Source organism: Methylobacterium currus (genome assembly GCF_003058325.1).
GTDB lineage: Bacteria > Pseudomonadota > Alphaproteobacteria > Rhizobiales > Beijerinckiaceae > Methylobacterium > Methylobacterium currus.
Window position 1 is genome coordinate 1,782,966 of record NZ_CP028843.1, and the last position, 23,197, is coordinate 1,806,162.

Genomic DNA, 23,197 nt, shown 5'->3' on the forward strand with positions numbered 1-23,197 from the left:
GCCCTCCTCACCCCTCCGGCTCGAACCCCATCGCCACCCCGTTCATGCAGTAGCGCAAGCCGGTCGGGGCCGGGCCGTCGTCGAAGACGTGGCCGAGATGGCCCTGGCAGCGGGCGCAATGAACCTCGGTCCGGGTCATGAAGAACGAGCGGTCGGTCTGCGTCTCCACCGCGCCGTCGAGGGGGGCGGTGAAGCTCGGCCAGCCGGTGCCGGACTCGAACTTGGTGGCGGAATCGAACAGTGGCTGGCCGCAGCCGGCGCAGGTGAAGGTGCCGGCGCGTTTCTCCTGGTTGAGCGGGCTGGTGCCCGGGCGCTCGGTGCCGTGCTCGCGCAGCACGCGGTATGCTTGAGGCGTCAGGATCCGGCGCCACTCCGCATCCGTGCGGGTCTCGGCGGTGCCGGTGTCGTTCGCGGCCATCGGGGCCTCTCCTCGTGGCGTCCGTGATTGACGAGGCCACGAGATGGTGGCGAGCGCCGCATCGCGCGAGAGGCTGCGGCGCCGCTGCTCGACCGGCGGTCAGGCCGGCGCCCCGACCGTATCGGCCATCCGGGCGCGCCGCGTGCCCATCGGCTGCTCCGGCCCGGTCGTGGTGTCGCGGGCGGTCTGGTGCTCCAGCTCGGCGTTGATCTCGCCGCCGAGCAGCACGATCGTCGAGGAGATCCAGATCCAGGTCATGAAGCCGATCGCGGCGCCGAGCGAGCCATACGTCTCGTTGTAGTTGCCGAAATGCGCGACGTACCAGGAGAAGCCGATCGAGGCGACGAGCCACACCGCCCCGGCGGCGAGGCTGCCGGGGGTGACCCAGCGCCAGCGCGGCAGGTCGCGGCTCGGGCCGTAGCGGTAGAGGAGCGCGAGCGCGAAGAGCAGCACCGCGAAGAGGGCCGGCCAGCGCAGGAGCGCGATGTACCAGGCCGTCGGGCTGATCCGGATGCCGAAATTGCCCAGGAAGTTCAGCGCCACCGGCAGCACCACGATGCATCCCAGGGCCACGACGGTGAAGGCCAGCGCGCCGAAGGTGAAGGTGAGCGAGCGCAGGTTGAGCTGGAAGAAGCTGCGCTTCTCCTGCTCCTCGTAGACGATGTTGAGCGCGTCGAACATCGCCTTCATGCCCGCGTTGGCGCTCCACAGCGAGATGGCGAGGCTGGTGAAGAAGGTGATGCCCAGCGTGGTGCCGCCCTTGGCGGTGATGCGCTTGACCTGGTCGCCGATGATCTCCAGCGCCCCGGAGGGCATCACGCCCTGGAGCAGGGAGAGGTGGTCGTTGATGCTGCTCGGATCGGTGAACAGCCCGTAGAGCGAGACGAGAGCCGCCACCGCCGGGAAGAGGGCGAGCAGGGTGTAGAAGGTGACGCCGGCCGCCACCGACAGCACCCGGTCCTTCTGGAACTCGAGATAGACGCGGTAGAGCACGTCCTTCCAGCCCTTGGCCGGGATCTCGGCCGGCGTTTCGGCCTTGCGCCCGCGGTCGCCCTCCGTGTCGGCGACCCACTGGGCCGGGCGCCCGGAATACGACTTGGCGCCGCCGCCGAGATGCCGGTTCGGGTCCGGCGCCGCATCCATCACGCCCTCCGGCCGCCGCGCCGTGACGAGGCGCACGAGCGCGAGACCGAGGAAGACGGTCCACAGGGTCGAGGTCACGCCGGACGGGGCGGAACCGGAGCGGGGTTCGGGTGGCATCGCGACACCGGGTCAGGAGGACGTGTCGCCCACAAGCGTGGGCGCTCGGGTTCACAACGTCGCGTCGCAGGGAGCGTTCCGATTCCGGTAAAGTGCCTTGAGGTCAATGGGTTGACCTCACGGGATCACGCCGCCGCGCTGCCGCCCGGCAGGCTGCGGATCAACTCGGCGAACCGGTCGCCCTGCACCAGCACGTGGGCGCGCAGGCGCTCGCCGGCCAAGCCCTCGTCCCCGGCCAGGATCGCCTCCACGGCGCCTTCATGCTCGGCCAGCGATTGGCGCAGCCGGTTGCGGGCCCGGAGCTGGATGCGCCGGAACGGCGCCAGGCGCCGGCTCAAGCCCAAAGCCTGCTCGCACAGGAAGCCGTTGCGCGAGGCCCGGTAGATCACCGCGTGAAACACCGCGTTCTCGGCATAGTAGGCCTCGGTGTCGCCGGCCGCGGCGGCGGCCCGGCAGGCGTCGAGGGCCGCGAGGAGGTCGCGCTGATGCGCCTCGGTCAGCCGTCTCGCCGCGAGGCGGCCGCAGGCGGCCTCCAGCTCCGCCATGGTCTCGAACATCTCGATCAGCCGGGCCGGCTCCGGCGTGCTCACCACCGCCCCGCGGCGCGGCTTGACCTCGATCAGGCCGGTGACGGCGAGCTGCAGCAACGCCTCGCGGATCGGGGTGCGCGAGACCCCGAACCGGCTGGCGAGCTGGACCTCGTCGAGCCGGTCGCCGGGGCGCAGGACCCCGTCCACGATCTCATCCTCGATCGTCTGCCGCAGCCGCTGGGCGTGGCTCATGGTCGATCCCGCCTTCCACCATCGGCGAATATGCACCAACGTTGACAAAATATACAAGATCGGGGTCTTCTGGGTGCATGAAGCGGCAGGACAGCAACCTGCCCGAGCGCCACCGACGCGGGATGCGAGCCGCGCTCACCTCAGAGGAAACGCCATGGCCTTCACCCGCCGCACCGTCGTGACGCGTAGGTCCCTCCTGGCCGCCGGCCTCGCCGCGCCTGCCCTGATCGGCCTCGGGCGCGCCGCGCAGGCCGCCACGACCCTGAAGCTCTCGCACCAGTTCCCGGGCGGCACGATCGACGAGGGCGACTTTCGCGACCGGATGTGCCGCAAGTTCGCGGTCGCGGTGAAGGAGCGCTCGAAGGGCGCGCTCGACGTCCAGGTCTATCCCGGCTCGTCGCTGATGAAGACGAACGCCCAGTTCAGCGCGATGCGCAAGGGGGCCCTCGACATGAGCCTCTACCCGCTGCCCTATGCCGGCGGCGAGGTGCCGGAGACCAATATCGGGCTGATGCCGGCGCTCGTGACCTCCTACCAGCAGGCGATGGCCTGGAAGTCGGCGCCGGTCGGCCGCAAGCTCACCGAGATCCTGCTTTCGAAGAACATCGTGCTGGTCTCCTGGGTCTGGCAGGCGGGCGGCGTGGCGAGCCGCGACCGCGCCCTGGTGCGCCCCGAGGACGCCAAGGGCCTGAAGGTCCGCGGCGGCTCGCGCGAGATGGACCTGATGATGAAGGCGGCGGGCGCCGCCACCCTCAGCCTGCCCTCGAACGAATCCTACGCGGCGATGCAGACCGGCGCCTGCGACGCGGTCATCACCTCCTCGACCAGCCTGATCTCGTTCCGGCTGGAAGAATTGTCGAAGTCCCTCACCTCGGGCCGCGGCCGCTCGTACTGGTTCATGCTCGAGCCGATCATGATGTCGAAGGCGATCTTCGACGGCCTGCCAAAGGACCAGCGCGACCTGATCATGGCGGTCGGCGCCGAGCTCGAATCCTTCGGCCAGGAGGGCGCGCAAGCCGACGACACCCGGGTCGAGCAGATCTTTTCCAAGGCCGGCGCCAAGGTCGAGACCCTCGACGAGGCGACGCTCAACCGCTGGCGCGACATCGCCCGCGACTCGGCCTGGAAGGACTACGCCGCGAAGTCGTCCTCCTGCGCCGAGATGCTGAAGCTGGCGGAGGCGGTCGCGTGAGCCACGCCTTCGACGCGGCCTCCGCCGCCGCGGAACCGGAGCGCGCGGGCATTCGCCCCCGGCTCCCCGGCCCCCTCGCGGCGATCGACGCCGCGATGGGCGGGCTCAACCGGCTGATCCTGCTGCTCGGCGGCGTCGCCCTCGTGGCGGCCTGCCTGGTGCTGAGCTACAGCGTCGTCGTCCGCTACTTGCTGAAGATCCCGACGGAGTGGCAGGACGAGACGGCGGTGTTCCTCATCGTCGGCGCCACCTTCCTGTCGGCGGCGGGCGTCCAGGCGCGGCGCGGCCACGTCGCCATCGAGGCGCTGACGGGCCTCCTGTCGCCGCGGGCGAACCGCCTGCGCCTGCTCTTCGCCGATGGGGTCAGCCTCGCCTTCGTGGCCTTCTTCGCCTGGAAGAGCTGGACCCTGCTGCACGAGGCCTGGGAAGACGGCCAGATCTCGCAATCGACCTGGGGCCCGCCGCTCTGGATCCCCTACTCGCTGATGGCGGTCGGCATGACGCTGCTGGCCCTGCAGTTCCTGCTCCAGATCGCCGAGGCGGTCGCCCGCGGCCCGGAGGCCGCCGGCTTCGCCGATCCGAAGATCGGCCTGGGTGCCGACCTCGAGCGCGCCAAGAAGCACGACAAGAAGGATGCCTCCCGGTGAGCACCGCGATCATCGGCACCCTCTATGCGGGCGCCACCCTGGGGGCGATGCTCGCCGGCATCCCGATCGCCTTCGCGCTCGGCGCGGTGGCGCTCGTCTTCATGCTGGCCTTCATGCCCGGCGCCTCCCTCGATACGGTGGCGCAGAACGTCTACGAGGAGATGGCCTCGATCACGCTCCTGTCGATCCCGCTCTTCATCCTGAAGGGCGCGGCGATCGGCCGGTCGAAGGCGGGCCAGGACCTCTACTCGGCGATGCATGCCTGGATGCACAAGATCCCGGGGGGCCTCGGCATCGCCAACGTCTTTGCCTGCGCGCTCTTCGCCGCCATGGCGGGATCGAGCCCGGCGACCTGCTCGGCGATCGGCTCGGCCGGCATCCCGGAGATGCGCCGGCGCGGCTATTCCGGGGGCTTCGCCGCCGGCATCATCGCGGCGGGCGGCACGCTCGGCATCCTGCTGCCGCCCTCGATCACCATGATCCTCTACGCGGTGGCGGCCGAGCAGTCGCTGGGCCGGCTCTTCCTCGCCGGCATCGGCCCGGGCCTGCTGCTGGTCCTGCTCTTCGCGGCCTACGCCGTCTGGCGCTTCCGGCGCGAATTCGCCATGGCGCGGGCCGCCTACGTCACCGGCGGGCCGGAGCACCCGATCCTGGCGGAAGACCGCTACTCGATGGCGCAGCGCTTCTCGACCCTGCCGCGGGTGCTGCCCTTCGTGGTGCTGCTCACCGGCGTCATGGTGGCGCTCTATGGCGGCTACGCCACGCCGTCCGAGACGGCCGGCCTCGGCGGCCTCCTGGCGCTGGCGCTGATCGCCGCGATCTACGGCGTGTGGCGCGCCCGGGACGTGAGCCCGATCCTGATCGCGACTTTGCGCGAATCCACCATGCTGATGCTGATCATCGGCATGTCGCTGCTCTACGCCTACGTGATGAGCTACCTCCACATCTCGCAGGCTGCCGCCGCCGCGATCGTGGCGATGCATCTGTCGCCGTGGCTCCTGCTCCTCACCATCCTTCTCCTGGTGGTGGCCTTGGGCTTCTTCCTGCCGCCGGTCTCGATCATCCTGATGACCGCGCCGATCATCCTGCCGCCGCTCCGGGAAGCGGGGTTCGACCTGGTCTGGTTCGGCGTGGTGATGACGATCACCATGGAGATGGGGCTGATCCACCCGCCGGTCGGCCTCAACATCTTCGTCATCAAGAACATCGCGCCGGACATCCCGCTTTCCGAGATCATCTGGGGCACCCTGCCCTTCGTGATCCTGATGGCGATCGCGATCCTGGTCCTCTGCGCCGTCCCCGGCATCGCGCTGTGGCTGCCGGATCTCCTCTTGCCCTCGACCAAGTAGAGGCGCCACCATGGCAGAGGCGCCACCATGACCCGGGCGAAACGGGGCGCCGCGCGATGGCGCCCCTCCCTCCTCTCCGCGTCCCCCGCGGAGCCCTATCTTCCGAAGAGCGGTCCCGACCCCGACCCGCGGGGACGGCCCGGACGTGATGAGAGCGATATGGCGGCGATCTCGTTCCTCGGCGACCTCCTCCAGAGCATCTCGGACCGAGGCCGCGGGCTGATCGCCTTCGGCCGCGACGATCCCGCCAAGGCGACCGTCGCCGAGGTGGTGAAGCTCTGCGAGGACCTGATCTCCCGGCGCGGCGAGGCCTCGGGCGTCGCGCTCGCCCGCATCATCCTCGACCGCTACGACAGCTTCGGGCGGGACGACCGCCACGACTTCCTGCGTCGCATCGCCCTCGAGTTCGGGGCCGACCACGCGGCGGTGGAGGGCGCCATCGCGGCCTACGCCAAGGCACCGTCCCGGGCGGCCCTCGGGCGCCTGCACGAGGCGGCCGAGCCGCGCTCGCAGGAGCTGATCCGCCGCCTCAACCTCGCCCGCGACGGCACGATCGCGCTGGTGCGGATGCGCGAGGATCTGTTCACCCTGCGCGACGCCGCCCGCAAGGCCGACAAGCCGGACCCCGCCCTGGCGGAGGCGGTCGAGAGCCTCGATTCCGACTTCGAGCACCTGTTCGCGTCGTGGTTCAACCGCGGCTTCCTGGTCCTGCGCCGGATCGACTGGACCACCCCGGCCCATATCCTGGAAAAGATCATCCGCTACGAGGCGGTGCACGCCATCTCGGACTGGGACGATTTGCGCCGGCGCATCGAGCCGCCGGACCGGCGCTGCTTCGCCTTCTTCCACCCGGCGCTCCTCGACGAGCCCCTGATCTTCGTCGAGGTGGCGCTCACCACCGGAATCGCCGCGGCGATCGCCCCGATCCTGGCCAACGATCGCCGCCCCACCGACACCCGCGAGGCGACGACCGCCATCTTCTACTCGATCTCGAACTGCCAGAAGGGCCTGGCCGGCATCACCTTCGGCAACTTCCTGATCAAGCAGGTGGTGGAGGATCTCTGCCGGGAGATGCCGGCGCTGAAGACCTTCGTGACCCTCTCGCCGGTGCCGACCTTCCGCACCTGGCTCGACCGCGAGCGCCGGTCCGACGCACCGCAGGGCCTCACCCGCGAGGACGTCGAGACCCTGCGCCACCTCGACCAGCCGGACTGGCACACCGACAAGGCCAAGGCGGACGCGGTGAAGAAGGCCCTGCTGCCGGCCGCCGCCTACTACTTCCTGCGGGCCAAGACCCCGCGCGGCAAGCCGGTCGACCCGGTGGCGCGCTTCCACCTCGGCAACGGCGCGCGGCTGGAGCGCCTGAACTTCCTGGGCGACATCTCGCCGAAGGGCCTGTCGCAGGGCTACGGCCTGATGGTCAACTACCTCTACGACCTCGCGGCGATCGAGAAGAACCACGAGACCTACGCCAATCTCGGCACCGTCTCGGCCTCGCTCACGGTCAACCGCGAGCTGCGCCAGAACCTGCCGCCGGCGCGGTCCGTGGCGCTGGCGGAGGCTTGAGCCTTCTCCCCTCCCCCGTATGGGAGAGAGGATCACGCGATCTTCGATCAGCCGGCGCGATCATGTCGTCGCCGGTCTCCGAGAGCATCAGTCCATGTCCAACCATTTCTTCGACATCGTCCGTTCCCGCCTCCCCGCCGATCCGTCGGCCAAGGTGTTCCTCGAGACCCCCGAGGGCCTGCGCTGGAGCTACGCCGACCTGATCGCCGAATCCGGCCGCTACGCCGCTGCCCTCGTCGGCCTGGGTGTCGCGCCCGGCGACCGGGTCGCGGTGCAGGTCGAGAAGAGCCCGGCGGTGATCGCGCTCTATCTCGGCTGCGTGCGGGCGGGCGCGGTCTTCCTGCCGCTCAACACCGGCTACACCCCCGCCGAGATTGCCTACTTCCTGGGCGACGCCGAGCCGGCTTTGTTCGTCTGCGATCCGGGCAAGCTCGACGCCCTGAAGCCCGTGGCCGAGACGGCGGGCGTCAAGCAGGTCGGCACCCTCGACGCCAGGGGCGAAGGCACCATGGCGGCCGAGGCCGCGGGCCAGACCGGCGACTTCGCCGACGTGCCCCGCGCCTCGGACGATCTCGCGGCGATCCTCTACACCTCGGGCACCACCGGGCGCTCGAAGGGTGCGATGCTGACCCACGACAACCTGTCGTCGAACGCGCTCACCCTCGTCGATTACTGGCGCTTCACGCCGCAGGACGTGCTGATCCACGCCCTGCCGGTGTTCCACACCCACGGCCTGTTCGTCGCCACCAACACGGTGCTGATGTCGGGCGCCGCGATGGTCTTCCTGCCCAAGCTCGATCCGCCGCTGATCCTGTCGCTGATGGCCCGCGCGACCGCGCTGATGGGCGTGCCGACCTTCTACACCCGCCTCCTCAAGGAGCCGGGCCTGACCCGCGAGGCGACCGCCGGGATGCGCCTGTTCGTCTCCGGCTCGGCGCCCTTGCTCGCCGAGACCCATCGCGAGTGGCAGGAGAGGACCGGCCACGCGATCCTCGAGCGCTACGGCATGACCGAGACCAACATGAGCACCTCGAACCCCTATGACGGCGACCGGGTCGCCGGCACGGTCGGGTTCCCGCTGCCGGGCGTCTCGCTGCGGGTGGTCGACCCGGAGACCGGCCGGGCCCTGGCGGCGGACCAGGTCGGGATGATCGAGGTGCGCGGGCCCAACGTGTTCAAGGGCTACTGGCGCATGCCGGAGAAGACCGCCGCCGAGTTCAAGGCCGACGGCTTCTTCATCACCGGCGACCTCGGAAAGCTGGACGAGCGCGGCTACGTCCACATCGTCGGGCGCGGCAAGGATCTGATCATCACCGGCGGCTTCAACGTCTACCCGAAGGAGGTCGAGACCGAGATCGACGGGCTGCCCGGCGTGCTCGAATCGGCGGTGATCGGTGTGCCGCACCCGGATTTCGGCGAGGGCGTCACCGCCGTGGTGGTGCCGCGCGGCGCGGAGGCCCCGAGCGAGACCGCGATCCTCTCGGCGCTCGAAGGCCGGCTCGCCAAGTTCAAGCTGCCCAAGCGCGTCATCATCGCGGACGAGCTGCCCCGCAACACCATGGGCAAGGTGCAGAAGAACCTGCTGCGCGAGACGCATAAGGGGCTGTATGGGGGCTGAGGGCTCTCGATCGGGGTCATGCGCTTTCCGTTGATCGGATCGAATGGCGACAAGGCACGTCTCCCACTCGGGAGAGGGGAGACGTGCCTTATTGGCCTCGGGCAGATCTAGCGGGATTCGCATCGGGCATCCCGATCGTCTTCGATCCTTGCCAGGCGGTTCCGAGATAACCTGGAGCGCGCCCGCCGCAGCCCCTCACCCCACCCCCGAAAACTCCGCCTCCAAAGCCGGCACCAGCTCCGCCAAAAAGTCCTCCGCTGCGGCCGGCAGCGTGCGCCCCGCCTTCGCGATCAGGCAGACCGGGCGGGAAAAGCTCGCCTCGGCGATCGGGCGCGAGCGTAAGGAAGGCTCGGCCCGGATCTCGCGGGCGGAGCCCGGCAGGATGGTGAGGCCGAGCCCGGCCCGCACCATGCCGACCGCCGTCATCATGTAGGTCGCCTCGCAGGCCGTCACCGGAAGGCGGCCGGCGGCCACGAAGGCGGCGTCCACCACCGCGCGCACGCTGGTCTCGGCATCCATCAGCACCAGCGGGTACGCGGCCAGGGCCTCCAGCGTCACGGTCTCATCATCCCCGATCGGGTGGCCCGCCGGATAGACGACGTGCAGGGCATCCGCCGCGCGGGCGAGCACCGCGACATCGGGGTCGCGCACCTCGCCGCCGGTGACCCCGAGATCGACCTCCTCCCGCCGCACCAGCGCCAGCACCCGCTCGGCGATGGCGTCCTTGACGACGAAGCTCATCCGCGGATGCGCCGCCCGGAAGGCCGCGATCGCGTCCGGCAGGACCCCCGCCGCCACCGAGGGCAGGGCCGCGATCCGCACCGTGCCGTGGCGGCGGGCCGCGAGGTCGCGGGTATCGATGACCACGCTGTCGAGCTCGCGCAGCACGCGCTGGAACACCGGCAGCAGCTCGTGCCCGACCCGGGTCGGCGCGACGCTGCGGCTGTTGCGGTCGAGGAGGCGCACCGCCAGCGCCTCCTCCAGCCGGCGGATCTGCACCGTCAGGGCCGGCTGCGACAGGTTCAGGAGGGCGGCGGCCCGGGTGAAGCTGCGCAGATGCGCGACCGACACGAAGGCCCGGACGTGGCGCAGGTTGAGATCCATAACGGATGGTTATTGGGGCGATCCGATCTTTTCAATTGCCGGATCGCCGGGCCCTTGATGTGATTTGGGGACACCGAACGGCGCCACGTCCGAGCGCCGAACCCTCAGGAGGAAACGATGCTGGCCCTGCTCGGCCTGTGCACGATCGCGTTGCTGCTCGCCGCCATCCTGACCAAGCGCCTGTCGCCCCTCGTGGCGCTGATCGTCATCCCGGTCGCCGCCGCCCTCGTCGGCGGTTTCGGTCTCGACACCGGCAAGTTCGTGCTCGCCGGCATCCAGAGCCTGGCGCCGGTCGTCGGGATGTTCGTCTTCGCGATCCTGTTCTTCGGCATCGTCAGCGATGCCGGCCTGCTCGACCCGATCATCGACCGGATCCTCGCCACCGTCGGCACGCGGCCGAGCCGGATCGTGCCCGGCACGACCCTGCTCGCGCTGCTGATCCACCTCGACGGCTCGGGCGCGGTGACCTTCCTGATCACCATCCCGGCGATGCTGCCGCTCTACGACCGGGTCGGGATCGACCGGCGCATCCTCGCCTGCGCGGCGTCGCTGGCGGCGGGCGTGAACTTCCTGCCCTGGACCGGACCGATGATCCGGGCCTCCGCCGCCCTCAAGCTGCCGATCCCGGACATCTTCGCGCCGCTGGTGCCGGTGCAGGCGGTCGGCCTCCTCTTCATCTTCGGCGTCTCGTACTGGCTGGGCCTGCGCGAGGAGCGCCGGCTGAAGCGTGCCGGGGCCGGGACGGCGGAGGCGGCCGCCGCCGGCGGGCGGGCGCTGAGCGAGGCCGAGCGGGCTTTACGCCGTCCGGACCGGTTCTGGCCGAACCTCGTCCTCACCGTCGCGGTGCTCGGCACCATGGTGCTGATGGCGGAAAAAATCCCGCCGGCCCTGATGTTCATGCTCGGCACGGCGCTGGCGCTCATCATCAACTATCCGGGCGTCGACGCGCAGCGCCAGCGCATCGATGCCCACGCCAAGGCGGCGATCCTGATGGCGTCGATCCTGCTGGCGGCCGGCGTGTTCACCGGCATCATGCAGGGCACCGGCATGCTGAAGGCGATGGCGCAAGGAGCCGTGGCCTTCGTGCCGCCCGGCCTCGCCCCGCACATCCCGTTCGCGCTCGGTCTCGTCTCGATGCCGCTCAGCATGCTGTTCGATCCGGATTCCTTCTATTTCGGGGTGCTGCCGGTGGTGGCCGAGGTCGCCCACCAGCTCGGCGTGCCGCCGCTCCAGGTGGCTCAAGGAGCGCTGCTCGGCCAGATGACCACCGGCTTCCCCGTCAGCCCGCTCACGCCGGCGACCTTCCTGGTCTGCGGCCTGTGCGGCATCGACCTCGCCGACCACCAGAAGTTCACCTTCCCGTTCCTGCTCGCGGCCTCCGTGGTGATGACCTTCGCGGCCGTCGCCTTCGGGGTCTTCCCGCTCTGATTCCCCGGCACCCGTGAGGGTGCCGGACAGCCCGGACGGGCGCCGGCGCCGATGCGCCGGACGCCTTCGCCGGAGGCGAAGGCAACCCAAGGAGGACACATCATGAGAACCATCCGCCTGGGCGCCGGGGCCGGCTATGCCGGCGACCGGATCGAGCCCGCGATCGAGCTCGCCCTGCACGGCGCCCTCGACTACCTCGTCTTCGAGTGCCTGGCCGAGCGCACCATCGCGCTCGCCCAGCAGGCCCGCCTGCGCGATCCCGCCGCCGGCTACGACCCGCTGCTGGAAGCGCGGATGCGGGCGGTGCTGGAGCCGTGCCGCCGGAACGGCACCCGCATCGTCACCAATATGGGGGCGGCCAACCCTCTCGCCGCCGCGGAGAAGACACAGGGGATCGCCCGCGACCTCGGGCTCACCGGCCTCAAGGTGGCGGCGGTGCTCGGCGACGACGTGCTGGAGTCGGTCGGCACCGGCGATGGCGAGATCCTCGAGACCGGCGGCCGGGTGCGCGACCTCGGCAACCGGGTGATCTCGGCCAATGCCTATCTGGGCGCCGGCCCGATCGCCGAGGCTCTGGCGAAAGGCGCCGACGTCGTCATCACCGGCCGGGTCGGCGACCCGGCTCTGTTCCTCGCCCCCCTCATCCACGCCTTCGGTTGGGCATTGGATGACTGGGACCGGCTCGGCCGCGGCACGCTCGCCGGCCATCTCCTCGAATGCGCCGGCCAGATCACCGGCGGCTACTTCGCCGATCCCGGGGTGAAGGACGTGGCCGGTCTTGCCCGCCTCGGATTCCCCATCGGCATCGTCGACGAGGAGGGCGGGATCGAGATCACCAAGGTGCCGGGATCGGGCGGACAGGTGACGCTCGCCACCTGCAAGGAGCAGCTGCTTTACGAAGTTCACGACCCTGCCCGCTACCTTCAGCCCGACGTGGTGGCGGACTTCTCCGAGGTGACGATGGAGGCAATCGGCCCCGACCGGGTGCGGGTGACGGGCGGACGCGGCGCGCCGGCGACCGGGCTCCTCAAGGTCTCGGTCGGGCTGATCGATTCCTATATCGGCGAGGGCCAGATCTCCTATGCGGGCCCGGGCGCGGCGGCCCGAGGCCGACTCGCCCTCGACATCGTGCGCGAGCGCCTGGAGATCACCGGCGTCCAGGCGAGCGAGCTGCGCTTCGACCTGATCGGCGTCGATTCCCTGCACGGCGCCGGCCTGGCCGGGGAGACGGAGCCCTACGAGGTCCGGGTCCGCGTCGCCGGCCGCTGCGACAGCCTCGGTGAGGCGGCGCGAATCGGCAACGAGGTCGAGACGCTCTACACCAACGGCCCGGCCGGCGGCGGCGGAGCCTGGAAATCGGCCCGCGAGGTCGTCGGCGTGCTCTCGGTGCTGGTGCCGGCGGCGCTCGCCCGGCCGAGCGTGCGGATGATCGAGGCGTGAGGGAGACGACGATGAAGCTGCGCGCGCTCGCCCATTCCCGCACCGGCGACAAGGGCAACACCGCCAACATCTCGCTGATCGCTCACGATCCGGCCGATTACCAGCGGCTCGAACGCCACGTCACCGCTGAGCGGGTGCGGGCCCATTTCGCCGGCATCGTCCAGGGCGAGGTGACGCGCTACGCCCTCCCCCGTCTCGGCGCCCTCAATTTCGTGATGACGGGGGCCTTGGGTGGCGGCGTCACCCGCTCGCTGGCGCTCGACGCCCACGGCAAGGGCTTGAGCGCGGCGTTGCTGGACCTGGAGATCCCGGACGAGCCCGAGGCGTGAGCCGGCTCGCGCCGTAAGCGTCGCGGGCGCCCTGGGATGATGTGGAGGGCGGCCCGCCAGGGATTGCCGGCCGCCCCGCGATCGCGTCCCATCCTGGCATGCGTATCGAGGTCACGCGCGGAGAATCGTCCTTCAACGGGTGCTCAAGCTTAACTGGCGGTGAGCCGAACCTCCGCAGTTCTCCGCGGTCGCCACCGCTTTCGCTGACCAGCCGAGCAGAGCGCTGGGGCTGGACTTGGCTCAGCTTCATTTTCGGCTGGATCGGCGGTAACGCGCATGTTACCGATAAATACGGAACCAATCGGTTCGTCTTCCCCCTTGCCCGGAACTGCCATGCTTTCCCGGTTTCACCTGGGCCGGATGGCCTGCCTGTCGGCGGCCATCCTTGCCGGTCATCTGGTTGCGGCCCGTCCGGCGGCGGCCTGCCCGGCCCCGCTGCCGGCAGCGGCCGAGCGGATGAGCCTCGGCGTGACCGAGGCCCATGTGGCGCGGCGCGAGGCGGTGCGGGTGCTCGCCATCGGCTCGTCCTCGACCGAGGGCGTCGGCGCCTCCGCGCCGGACCGGACCTACCCGCGCCTCCTGGAGCAGTCCCTGCGCGCCGCCTGGCGCGGCACTCCGGTCGAGGTGACCAATGCGGGCATCGGCGGCGAGACCGCCGACCGGACGCTGGCGCGCCTCGCCGAGGTCTTGTCCCAGCCGGTCAAGCCCGACCTGGTGATCTGGCAGGTCGGCACCAACGACGCGATCACCGGCGCCAGCGAGGCGGCGTTCCGGGTCCGGCTCGAACAGGGCATCGCCCTGGTCCGCGCCGCCGGCAGCGACCTGATCATCCTCGACCAGCAATATTACCCGGCGATCCCCGATCACGCCCGCTACGAGCGCTTCGTCGGCCTGGTCGCGGCGGTCGCGACCGGGGCCGAGGTGCCGGTCTTCTCGCGCTATGCCCTGATGAAGGACTGGAACCGCCAGGATCCGGGCCTGCTCGCCGGCATGCTGTCCTCCGACAAGTTCCATATGGGCGACCAGGGCTATGCCTGCCTCGCCCAGGCGCTGGGCCGCGACATCCTCGATGCCGTGACCCCGCGGCCCGATCCGCTCCAGGCCGTCGCCCGCGCCAAGCGCCCGCCGCTGCCGGGGAGTACGGCTCTGAAGCGGGGCTAAGCCCCTTTCAACATCCTCGCGTCGGCTGACCCGCGCCCTCGAACGATCCCGTTCGAGGGCGCGGCCTTGTCAGAGTGCCGGTCCCCGCAGGTGCCACTCCGTCGCCCCTTGATACGCCTGCCCGATGCGGAGCGCCGTCGCCTCGTCGTAGCCGCGGCAGACGATCTGGAGCGAGAGCGGCAGGCCGCCCGCCGTGAAGCCGTTCGGCAGCGCCAGGGCGCAGAGCTCGAGCAGGTTGCCGAAGCGGGTGAAGCGCGAGGGCATCACCGCCTGGTCGACGGCGTCGAGGGGGATCGCGGCAGTCTCGGTAGTCGGCGTCAGGAGCGCGTCGACGCCCTCCATCGCCCGGGCGAAGGCGACCTTCATCTCTTGCTGCAACCGCTTCGTGCGCAGGTAGTCCTGCGCGCTCACCCCGGCGCCCGCGAGGGTGCGCAGGCGGACATCCTCGTCGAGGCGCGAGGCCCGGTCCTCGGACAGCGCGCCGTTGAAGAAGTAGCACTCGGCCTGCACGATCGCCGAGGCGGTCACGAGATCGACGAAGCGGAACGGCAGGTCGACCTCGACGATCTCGGCGCCGAGCTTCGCCAGCGCCTCCAGCGAGGCGTCGTAGGCCTCCAGCATCTCGGACGAGACCCCCGCCCGCTCCGCCGCCGGCATCCGGGCGAGGCGCAGGCCCCGCACCCCGCGATGCAGCGCCGGCATCGGGTCCTCGGGGGCGATGCCCCTCGTGTTCGGGTCGCGCGGGTCGGGCCCGGACAGGATCGTGTAGAGCAACGCCACGTCCTCGACGCTGCGCGCCATGGGGCCCGGCGTGTCGAGGCTGGTGCTCAAGGGCACGATGCCGGCGGTGCTGACCCGGCCGATCGTGACCTTGAGGCCGGTCAGCCCGCAGAACGAGGCCGGCAGCCGCACCGAGCCGCCGGTATCGGTGCCGATCGCCCAGGGCGCCATCCGGGCCGCCACCGCGACGCCCGAGCCGCTCGAGGAGCCGCCGGGCGTCCGCGGCGTCGCGAGGTCCCACGGGTTCCAGGGCGTGCCCATGTGCTGGTTGGTGCCCCAGCCGCCATAGGCGAACTCGACCGTGTGGGTCTTCGCCAGCACGATCATGCCCTGCGCCAGCATCCGCCTCGCGATCGTCGCGGTCTCGGTGGCGCGGCGCTCGCGGAAATGCGCCGAGCCGCCGGTGGTGACCCGGCCCTCCAGGTCGATCAGGTCCTTGAGCGCCACCGGCACGCCGTGCAGCGGGCCGACGGCGTGGCCGGCGCGGATCATCCGGTCGGCGCCGTCGGCGGCGAGCCGCGCGTCGTCGGCATAGACCTCGACGAAGGCCCGGAGCTTCGGCTCCAGCCGGCCGATCCGGGCGAGATGCGCCTCGACGGCGTCGACCGGCGAGATCTTCCGCGAGGCGATGGCGCGGGCGAGCTGATGCGCGGGAAGCTCGGTGGGATCGGTCACGGGATTACTCCTCACTGCACGCTGATCCGGGTCAGGTCGACGAACCACGACTGGGGCGAGACGAAGTTCTTGACCCGCGGCGACATCGCCCTGGGGTTGAGATCATGCACGATGTACAGCCAGGGCGGATCGTCGACCAGGCGCTCATGCGCCGCCCGCGTCGCCCGGGCGACGGCCGCCGGGTCGGTCGCCCCGGCGAGTTCCCTGAGCGCGGCGTCGAAGCGGGCATCCGCCCATTGCGGGAAGTTGAAGCCCTTCGGCGAGACGTTGGCGGAGTAGAAGTAGCGCGCCATCACGGCGACGTCCGAGGAGGGCGAGGAGACGTTGAGGGCGTTCGCCCCCTGGAGCGCCGGCGCGTCCGGCGCCGCCCGCCCGGCATTGAGCAGCACCTGCCACTCGACCACGGTGAAGCTGACATCGACGTTGCAGGTCTGCTTCAGGTTCTCCTGCAGGAACTCGTTCATCGGGAGCGGCTGCATCTGGCCCGAGCCGGAGGTCGAGATCATCACCTTGAGCGACAGCGGTCGCTTGTCGGTGAAGCCGGCCTCCGCGAGCAGCGCCCTGCCCTTCCGGGGGTCGAGGCGGTAGCGGTTCTCAGGTGCGCCGAAATCCGGGTCGGAGGCCTTCAGCCAGCCCACGGCCGGCTCGGCGGTGCCGTTCAGGAAGGTCACGAGGCCGTCCCGGTCGATGCAGTAGTTGAGCGCCTGGCGCACCCGCACGTCCTTCAGCGGGCTGCCCGCCGCGCCGATATTGTAGAACCACGGCCAGACATGCGGGTAGGAGCCGGTGGTGATGACGAATCCCGCCTGCCGCAAGGAGGCGAGCCCGTCCGGCGCCGGCGCCTCGATCCAGTCGACCTGTCCGGCGCGGAGTGCCGCGATGCGGGCATTGGCCTCCGGGATCGGCATCAGCCGCACCCGGTCGACCTGGGCGCGGTGGTCGCGGTCCCAGTAATCCGGGTTGCGGGCGAGCTCGACCGCCTCGCGCGGCCGCACCCCGGTGATGCGGAACGGCCCGGTTCCGGCCGCCGGCAGCATCCCGACCTTGGCCCAGTCCCGTCCGGCCGCCTCGAACGAGGCCGGCGAGGTGAAGAGCAGGTAGACCACCATGTAGGGGAAGTACGAGGCCGGGCTCGCGCTGGTGATGGCGACCGTGCGGTCGTCGATCTTGCGGTAGCCGGCGAGCAACGGCGCCCGCGCCCGGGTGATGCCGGCGGCCGGCGGCTCGTATTGCGGGCTGTCGGCCTTGAAGTAGCGGTCGAGGTTCCAGATCACCGCATCGGCATCGAAGGGCGTGCCGTCATGGAAGCGCACGCCCTGGCGCAGGTGGAAGATCCAGGTCGTCTTGTCGTCCGGCGCCTGCTCCCACCGTTCCGCCAGGCCCGGCCGCAGGGTCGCCAGCCGGTCGGTGCGCGAGAGGTCCCACAGGACCAGCCCCTCGAAGACCGGGTAGCCGAGGAAGCGCATCCCCTCGAAGCCGTTATTCGGCATGCCGGTGGTGGTCGGCACGTCGGCGGCGGTCATGCCGATGCGCAGGACCGACCCGGCGGAGGGCGATTGCGCGAGGGCCGGCGCGAGCCCGAGGAGGAGCGCCGGGAGGGCGGCGAAGGAGCAGAGCGGGCGGGGCATGGCGGCGGGCTCCGTGATGGCGCGTCCGCCGCCGCAAGAGCCGGGCCATTCCGGCTCTCGGACAGTCTAGGGGTTAGCTCTTGAGCCGGTACCCCGTCCGGAAGATCCACGCTACCGCCGCCAGGCAGGCGACCAGGAACACCAGAGCCATGCCGAGGCTCACCGCCGGGTTGACGTCGGAATGGCCATAGAAGCTCCAGCGGAAGCCGGAGATGAGGTAGACGACCGGGTTGACGAGGCTCAACCCCCGCCACACGGGCGGCAGCATGTCGATCGAGTAGAAGCTGCCGCCGAGGAAGGTCAGCGGCGTGACGATGAGGAGCGGCACCAATTGCAGCTTCTCGAACCCGTCCGCCCACAGCCCGATCACGAAGCCGAACAGGCTGAAGGTGACGGCGGTGAGAACCAGGAAGAGCACCATCACGACGGGGTGCTCGATGCGCAGCGGCACGAACAGGGCCGAGGTCGCCAGGATGATCAGCCCGAGCATGATCGACTTGGTGGCCGCCGCCCCGACATAGCCGGCGACGATCTCGAACGCCGAGATCGGCGCCGACAGGATCTCGTAGATCGTGCCGGAGAAGCGCGGGAAGTAGATGCCGAACGAGGCGTTGGCAATGCTCTGGGTGAGCAGCGTCAGCATGATCAGCCCCGGCACGATGAAGGCGCCGTAGGGCACGCCGTCGACCGAGGTGATCCGCCCGCCGATCGCGGCGCCGAACACCACGAAGTAGAGCGAAGTCGAGATCACCGGCGCGACGATGCTCTGGAGCAGCGTCCGAAAGGCGCGGTGCATCTCGAAGCCGTAGATGGCGCGGATGGCGGGCCAGTTCATGCGTGGTCCCTCACGAGATCGACGAAGATGTCCTCGAGCGAGCTCTGACGGGTCTGGAGATCGCGAAAACGGATGCCGGCGGCGGCGAGATCGGTGAGCAGCGTGGTGATGCCGGTGCGCTCCGCCTTGGTGTCGTAGGTGTAGGTCAGCGTGCTGCCGTCCTCCGACAGCGCCAGCGGATGGCCGGCCAGCGCCGGCGGCAGGGAGCGCAGGGGGTCGTGGAGCTGGAGCGTCAGCTCTTTGCGGCCGAGCTTGCGCATCAGCTCGGCCTTCTCCTCGACCAGCACGATCTCGCCCTTGGCGATCACCCCCACCCGGTCGGCCATCTCCTCGGCCTCCTCGATGTAGTGGGTGGTCAGGATCACGGTGACGCCCTGGTCGCGCAGGCGGCGCACCAGGCGCCACATGTCCTGGCGGAGCGCCACGTCGACGCCGGCGGTGGGCTCGTCGAGGAAGAGGATGCGCGGCTCGTGCGCGAGCGCCTTGGCGATCAGCACGCGCCGCTTCATGCCCCCCGACAGGGTCATGATCCGGGCGTCGCGCTTCTCCCACAGCGAGAGGTCGCGCAGGACCTGCTCGATATGGGCGGGGTCGGCTTTCAGGCCGAACAGGCCGCGGCTGAAGCTCACCGTCGCCCATACCGTCTCGAAGGCGTCGGCGGTGAGCTCCTGCGGCACCAGGCCGATGAGGCGCCGCGCGGCGCGGGGCTCGGCCAGGATGTCGTGCCCGCCGACCGTCACCGTGCCGGTGCTCGGCGTGACGATGCCGCAGATGATGCTGATGAGGGTGGTCTTGCCGGCGCCGTTCGGCCCGAGCAGGGCGAAGATCTCGCTCTGGCGGATGGTCAGGTCGACGCGCTGGAGCGCGGCGTGACCCGAGGCGTAGGTCTTCGACAGGTTAGTGATCGCGATGATGGGCGTCATCCGGTCCCGGGGCGTGTCAGGGCTGACGGGGTGGCCGATCACCTAGGCCGCGAGAGGCCGGACCGCCACCATCCTGCGCCGGCAAGTCGCCTCGCCCGACCGGGGCGCGACGAGAAACCGGTCGGGTGTTGCCCGGATGTGCACCCCTTCTGGCGGTCGGGGTGGTGCGCCAGCGCACCCGGCGGCACGGGATCAGGCGTTTCTACCGGGCCCGTCGCGATCCGGGCCGTCCTGCTCCGGTCCGTCCTCGTCGGCGAGGTCGTCGCCGTCATAGGCGTCCTCGTGGGTGTCCTCGTCGTCCTCCGGCCGCTCGGCCTCGTCGTCCCGGGTCCGGGGCTTGGTGTAGAAGTTGCCGACCAGCAGCGCCTCGCCGGCCGTCACCATGGCGCTCAAGTAGGCGTTGATGGTCGCCGGCGCGGCGTCGGGCAACGCGCGCAGGATCTGCGGCTGCGACAGGCCCTGCGGCCCGGCCCCGTCGATCAGTGCCTTGAGGCGGCCCTTGGTCGAGTTCGCCCGCGGCCCCCGCGGACCGCGCCGTCCGCTCGCCCGGGGCTCGCCCCGGTCCGGGCCGGAGGCCGGTCCCGCGGAGGGCCGCGACAGGCCGAGATCCTCGATCGGCGTATCCTCGACGATCGCCCTGAGCGCGTTCTCGGCGAGCCGGAGCTTCGCCAGCTCGGCCCCGATGCGCTCGTACTCGGCCTCGAGCGCCGCCCTCCTTTCGCTCACATCAGCCAAGGCTTTCATGAGCGCATCATTCCCCGACATCGCCCCTCCAGAGAAACTGGGCAACGGCTCCTTGCATAGGCGCGGTGCAGCGTCAACGAGGGTAGCGCCGGGTCAGTGTTGCCGACGACCGACATCATCATGCGCGCGACATCGGCAGCACAAACTCACGAACCGATCGCAGAAACGCCGATGCGGCCGCATGCCAATGACGTGTGCAGAAAACTTGGTGAGCGCGCTGGGACTCGAGCTCAGGGCCTGTCGGCGGAAAGTATTTTTGCCGGCGAATTTTTGCCAACGATTTCAAGCGGCGGCCCTTCCAAATAAAGGGCCGGCACGATGCCGAATCGCGCGGTTGCGGACCGGATTTTGAACATAGCCGCGGCGGGTCGATGTCGCGCCGTCCCGCTCGAGCCGAACAGGCTTGTGCGGGTCTCCGTCCTCGCTTCCTCCAGCTTCTTCATCCCGTTCGCCGCGAGCCGGCGCTCGTTCACGTCGCGGCTGTGGTGTCTCACCATCTGCTCGCCCATCTCGACGATCGCTGAGATCTCGGGCTCGGTGCAGCGGGCCGCGAGGAGCATGTCGAGCGGTCTTGCGGCGGCCGTGGCAAACGAACCCGCCCTCGCGCAGACGCGTCATGCAATCAGCCGCACGGGCGCTGACGCTCGGCGCATCGGACGGGACAGCCAGGGACGTCACCGTACCGCGGCCGCCGAACTCGGTCGGCGTCGGCTCCTGCGGCATCGACAGCCACCGCGTCCGGCGGTTCGTGGGCACCTCGACGGTCACGGCCAGGACGATCAACGAGCGGAACCTGCTCCAGACCCCTGCCGGCAATCGCCATTTCCCGGTCCCGGCGGAGTACCCGACGCCTCCGGCGTCCGAGGCCATGAACCTGCAGGTCACCTTCGCGGCGTCGGCGCGTCACACCGGCTTCGGCGCGCTGCGCATGGAGATGGCGCATATGGGCTCGGCCGAGGCCGCCGGCATCATGGCCGCCCCGATCGCGAAGCCGGCGATCCGGCCGGACATGCAGACCGGGATCGCCAATCACGACGCGTCGGACCTCCGCCCGGCGCTGATCGCCACTGGCATCAACGCGCGGCAAGCGAACTGATGCCCGCCCCAGCCTCGACTGGCTTCAAGGTGTCGAACGAGGGCGAGCGGACACCTGAGATGCCTGGATCGAACTCTCAAGCTGCGGCGTCACCTTGATAATCCACTTGTATACATTCTCTTTGCCATTTGGCATCAGTACATTGGCGGCGATCGTCTCTTCGCCCGTAAAATTAGGATATGGAAAATACGAGACGGCGAGAGATTTCGCGACGACATTCGGACAATGTTTGTCGGTGGCAATTGGAAAGCGAGCAGCGCCGGCCTTCAGTTGCCCATTGGCCGGCATTTGCTTCACTCGGATTTCCGGGAAAGGGCCAGGAGAGCAATCATCCTTCAGGGCATATATCGCATCGACCATCAGGGACTTGCCTTGCTGGACAGAGAGATGCTGGGTGATAGTCTCGGCTGATACAGGCGAAGCCATCACGGTCCCAGACAGCATGGCCACAAATCTTGTGCTCCGGTTCATGTTGCCTGTTCCTCGAAAGATGATCGCCAGTCTCAATGATTTAATAAATCATTAAAACCGCGGCTGTCATCAGGTCAAGGTGCTTAGACCATGCCGTCGTTCGGGGCGCCCCAGCCGGATCGCAATCACGAATCTAGGCTGGCGCAGGATCCTGAACCGGATCGCCAGATCAACCGAACAGAGCGATCCCTGCGACGTAGACGGCGCTGCCCACTACATCGAGCAGGCTGAGGTCGCGGAGCGCGCGAGCCGCGCCAATATGGTCGTGGGTCAGCAAGTGCAGGACGCCAGCGGTGGCTAAGGCGGAGATGAAAAGCAAAGCCCAGATCGCCCTGGTCGATCTGAGCAGCAAGCTGACGATGGTGATGACGAGAGCGGATTTGAGCATGGAGCCCCTGACACGTCGAGGGGCTGCACCATGGCCACTGAGGCCCTGCCGGCAAGGCGGCGCGGAGCCACAGCCTCGACCAATCCCTCGTCCGGAACAGCTGCTGGCGACGCCTACGCAGCCCGGGAGCGCTTCGGCTCGGAAGGCTCCTTCCCATCGAGTGCCCGGCCGCGGGCGGCGACGTCGCGGAGTCTCGTGACCATCTCGTCGGCGGGCTCGCGGAGGTCCTCACCGGTCGCCCAGTCCTCCCCACGACGCGCCATGACGATGATGGCAGCGAAGGCCGCGAATCCGCTCCCCGCCATCGACGACATGAACAGGGCGGGAAAAATCCCACTCGGCCATGTCAAGGCACCCGTGGCGATGCCGCCCACCAGCCCTGCGAACGTGATTAAGATCATAGGGCCTCTGATCTGCCTGGCTAAGAATCGCGCAAAACCAGTGCGATATGCCCACGAATGCGTTGCCGATCGATTAACATCTTAGATAAAATCGAAGGTGTTGCGAGATCTCTGAGTGCGCCGGCCTGAGATCTGAATCAGAGACAAGGCTCCCGATTATGCCCGGCAGTCTGATGCCACAGGCTGCTGATAGGAAGCGTCCCCTGCACTGTTTCAGCCCAAACAACATTCGGCGGGATTTTATCGCCCCTGGCGTTAATCCGAGATGGGGAAGACTGATGCGCCTCGCCCGATCGGCGCCGCCGGTCAGACCTGTGCAGGCCTCCTAAAGCGTCCGCGCGAGCCATAGCCTCACAACGGAATAGCCTGCGAACAGGCCTAGCACTATACCGCCACAGCTGGCTGCAAAATCGATGAACTGCGATGTGCGGCCGGGGATCCAAATCTGTCCGACCTCAAGCACCGCATTCAATCCGATCAACATCAGCGCCACGGTCTGAATCCGGTGTGGGAAGCCGATAACAATGCCCGCCGCGGTCAGGGTGTAAGCAATGAAATGCTCCACCTGACCTGCAAGTCCGGTATGCGGCCTCTCGGTACCAGGAAGCCAGGACAGAATGATGAGGGCCAGCACCGCGAACGGTGTCGAGATGCGGGCGAGCCGCTGGATGAAATGAGCTGTCATGTCGGGAGTAAGGCATCGTGCATGCCGGGGCCGGCGGCAAGACCAAACACCCGGCGCGCTCGGCTTTTGAAGGCCGTAGAGCCGGCTCGCGGCCGGCACCAGCGCGCCGCGGACGAACCGGGGAGCGACCGATGCGCAGCCTCCGGATCGGCGCAGTCGCCGGCGTGGCCCGGCGATCTTGGACACGCCGGCCAGATGGCCGCAGATGAGCGCTTGCCCAAGTGGTTGTTCGGCCAGGAAAATGGTGAGCGCGCTGGGACTCGAACCCAGGACCTAC

General features: G+C 69.4%; 23 protein-coding genes. 10 read left to right on the plus strand and 13 right to left on the minus strand.

Annotation, left to right across the window (positions count from 1 at the left end; genetic code table 11):
• Positions 1-7: 7 nt before the first annotated feature.
• From msrB to DA075_RS08290, 3 genes are all read right to left on the minus strand, one after another.
• Positions 8-418 (minus strand): peptide-methionine (R)-S-oxide reductase MsrB, encoded by a 411-nt coding sequence (gene msrB, locus DA075_RS08280; protein WP_099952796.1) that lies wholly within the window; start codon positions 416-418, stop codon positions 8-10.
• Positions 419-517: 99 nt separating this feature from the next.
• The gene (locus DA075_RS08285; protein WP_099952797.1) at positions 518-1,678 is read right to left on the minus strand and encodes a YihY/virulence factor BrkB family protein; all 1,161 of its coding nucleotides are present in this window, start codon (positions 1,676-1,678) and stop codon (positions 518-520) included.
• A gap of 125 nt (positions 1,679-1,803) precedes the next feature.
• Complete coding sequence (locus DA075_RS08290; RefSeq protein ID WP_099952798.1) at positions 1,804-2,460, minus strand: GntR family transcriptional regulator; 657 nt, start codon at positions 2,458-2,460, stop codon at positions 1,804-1,806.
• 154 nt (positions 2,461-2,614) lie between these two features.
• Here DA075_RS08290 and dctP point away from each other — a divergent pair, with 154 nt between their 5' ends.
• The 5 genes from dctP to DA075_RS08315 all read left to right on the plus strand — a co-directional run bounded on the left by dctP (position 2,615) and on the right by DA075_RS08315 (position 8,832).
• A complete protein-coding gene (gene dctP, locus DA075_RS08295) occupies positions 2,615-3,652 on the plus strand; it encodes a TRAP transporter substrate-binding protein DctP (protein WP_099952799.1) in 1,038 nt (345 codons plus the stop codon).
• Entirely contained in the window at positions 3,649-4,299 is a 651-nt protein-coding gene (locus DA075_RS08300) for a TRAP transporter small permease (RefSeq protein ID WP_099952800.1), read from the plus strand. The genes dctP and DA075_RS08300 overlap by 4 nt, the downstream gene beginning before the upstream one ends.
• On the plus strand, positions 4,296-5,648 hold the full coding sequence (locus tag DA075_RS08305) for a TRAP transporter large permease (RefSeq protein ID WP_099952801.1): 1,353 nt from the start codon (positions 4,296-4,298) through the stop codon (positions 5,646-5,648). The genes DA075_RS08300 and DA075_RS08305 overlap by 4 nt, the downstream gene beginning before the upstream one ends.
• Before the next feature lie 159 nt (positions 5,649-5,807).
• Positions 5,808-7,214 (plus strand): malonyl-CoA decarboxylase, encoded by a 1,407-nt coding sequence (locus DA075_RS08310; protein ID WP_099952802.1) that lies wholly within the window; start codon positions 5,808-5,810, stop codon positions 7,212-7,214.
• Positions 7,215-7,308: 94 nt separating this feature from the next.
• Positions 7,309-8,832 (plus strand): malonate--CoA ligase, encoded by a 1,524-nt coding sequence (locus tag DA075_RS08315; RefSeq protein ID WP_099952803.1) that lies wholly within the window; start codon positions 7,309-7,311, stop codon positions 8,830-8,832.
• Between the two features lie 195 nt (positions 8,833-9,027).
• Here the strand turns inward: DA075_RS08315 and DA075_RS08320 are convergent, their stop codons facing one another.
• Positions 9,028-9,936, minus strand: a complete 909-nt coding sequence (locus DA075_RS08320) for a LysR family transcriptional regulator (RefSeq protein ID WP_099952804.1) — start codon at positions 9,934-9,936, stop codon at positions 9,028-9,030.
• 117 nt (positions 9,937-10,053) lie between these two features.
• Between DA075_RS08320 and DA075_RS08325 the strand changes: the two genes are divergently transcribed.
• The 4 genes from DA075_RS08325 to DA075_RS08340 all read left to right on the plus strand — a co-directional run bounded on the left by DA075_RS08325 (position 10,054) and on the right by DA075_RS08340 (position 14,294).
• On the plus strand, positions 10,054-11,364 hold the full coding sequence (locus DA075_RS08325; protein WP_099952805.1) for a CitMHS family transporter: 1,311 nt from the start codon (positions 10,054-10,056) through the stop codon (positions 11,362-11,364).
• Positions 11,365-11,466: 102 nt separating this feature from the next.
• The gene (locus DA075_RS08330) at positions 11,467-12,804 is read left to right on the plus strand and encodes an acyclic terpene utilization AtuA family protein (protein ID WP_099952806.1); all 1,338 of its coding nucleotides are present in this window, start codon (positions 11,467-11,469) and stop codon (positions 12,802-12,804) included.
• 11 nt (positions 12,805-12,815) lie between these two features.
• Positions 12,816-13,133, plus strand: coding sequence for an AtuA-related protein (locus tag DA075_RS08335; protein ID WP_099952807.1), 318 nt, complete (start codon positions 12,816-12,818; stop codon positions 13,131-13,133).
• 333 nt (positions 13,134-13,466) lie between these two features.
• Complete coding sequence (locus DA075_RS08340; RefSeq protein ID WP_164712263.1) at positions 13,467-14,294, plus strand: SGNH/GDSL hydrolase family protein; 828 nt, start codon at positions 13,467-13,469, stop codon at positions 14,292-14,294.
• Positions 14,295-14,363: 69 nt separating this feature from the next.
• Here DA075_RS08340 and DA075_RS08345 read toward each other — a convergent pair whose 3' ends face one another.
• The 6 genes from DA075_RS08345 to DA075_RS37010 all read right to left on the minus strand — a co-directional run bounded on the left by DA075_RS08345 (position 14,364) and on the right by DA075_RS37010 (position 20,439).
• Positions 14,364-15,749: an amidase gene (locus tag DA075_RS08345; RefSeq protein WP_099952809.1), complete on the minus strand. Its 1,386-nt coding sequence runs from the start codon at positions 15,747-15,749 to the stop codon at positions 14,364-14,366.
• Positions 15,750-15,760: 11 nt separating this feature from the next.
• Positions 15,761-17,377: an ABC transporter substrate-binding protein gene (locus DA075_RS08350; RefSeq protein ID WP_164712265.1), complete on the minus strand. Its 1,617-nt coding sequence runs from the start codon at positions 17,375-17,377 to the stop codon at positions 15,761-15,763.
• 73 nt (positions 17,378-17,450) lie between these two features.
• Positions 17,451-18,212: an ABC transporter permease gene (locus DA075_RS08355; RefSeq protein ID WP_099952810.1), complete on the minus strand. Its 762-nt coding sequence runs from the start codon at positions 18,210-18,212 to the stop codon at positions 17,451-17,453.
• Positions 18,209-19,135: an ABC transporter ATP-binding protein gene (locus tag DA075_RS08360; protein WP_099952811.1), complete on the minus strand. Its 927-nt coding sequence runs from the start codon at positions 19,133-19,135 to the stop codon at positions 18,209-18,211. The genes DA075_RS08355 and DA075_RS08360 overlap by 4 nt, the downstream gene beginning before the upstream one ends.
• Positions 19,136-19,327: 192 nt before the next feature.
• A complete protein-coding gene (locus DA075_RS08365) occupies positions 19,328-19,879 on the minus strand; it encodes a hypothetical protein (protein ID WP_244936538.1) in 552 nt (183 codons plus the stop codon).
• Positions 19,880-20,109: 230 nt separating this feature from the next.
• The gene (locus DA075_RS37010) at positions 20,110-20,439 is read right to left on the minus strand and encodes a hypothetical protein (protein ID WP_174800074.1); all 330 of its coding nucleotides are present in this window, start codon (positions 20,437-20,439) and stop codon (positions 20,110-20,112) included.
• A 56-nt stretch (positions 20,440-20,495) separates the two neighbouring features.
• Here DA075_RS37010 and DA075_RS08375 point away from each other — a divergent pair, with 56 nt between their 5' ends.
• Entirely contained in the window at positions 20,496-20,975 is a 480-nt protein-coding gene (locus tag DA075_RS08375; protein ID WP_099952812.1) for an FAD-dependent oxidoreductase, read from the plus strand.
• 24 nt (positions 20,976-20,999) lie between these two features.
• Here the strand turns inward: DA075_RS08375 and DA075_RS35845 are convergent, their stop codons facing one another.
• From DA075_RS35845 to DA075_RS08390, 3 genes are all read right to left on the minus strand, one after another.
• A complete protein-coding gene (locus DA075_RS35845) occupies positions 21,000-21,446 on the minus strand; it encodes a hypothetical protein (RefSeq protein WP_123834210.1) in 447 nt (148 codons plus the stop codon).
• A 169-nt stretch (positions 21,447-21,615) separates the two neighbouring features.
• Positions 21,616-21,834, minus strand: coding sequence for a hypothetical protein (locus DA075_RS08380; protein WP_099952813.1), 219 nt, complete (start codon positions 21,832-21,834; stop codon positions 21,616-21,618).
• Positions 21,835-22,560: 726 nt separating this feature from the next.
• Positions 22,561-22,920: a VanZ family protein gene (locus DA075_RS08390; RefSeq protein ID WP_099952815.1), complete on the minus strand. Its 360-nt coding sequence runs from the start codon at positions 22,918-22,920 to the stop codon at positions 22,561-22,563.
• Between the last annotated feature and the right edge of the window lie 277 nt (positions 22,921-23,197).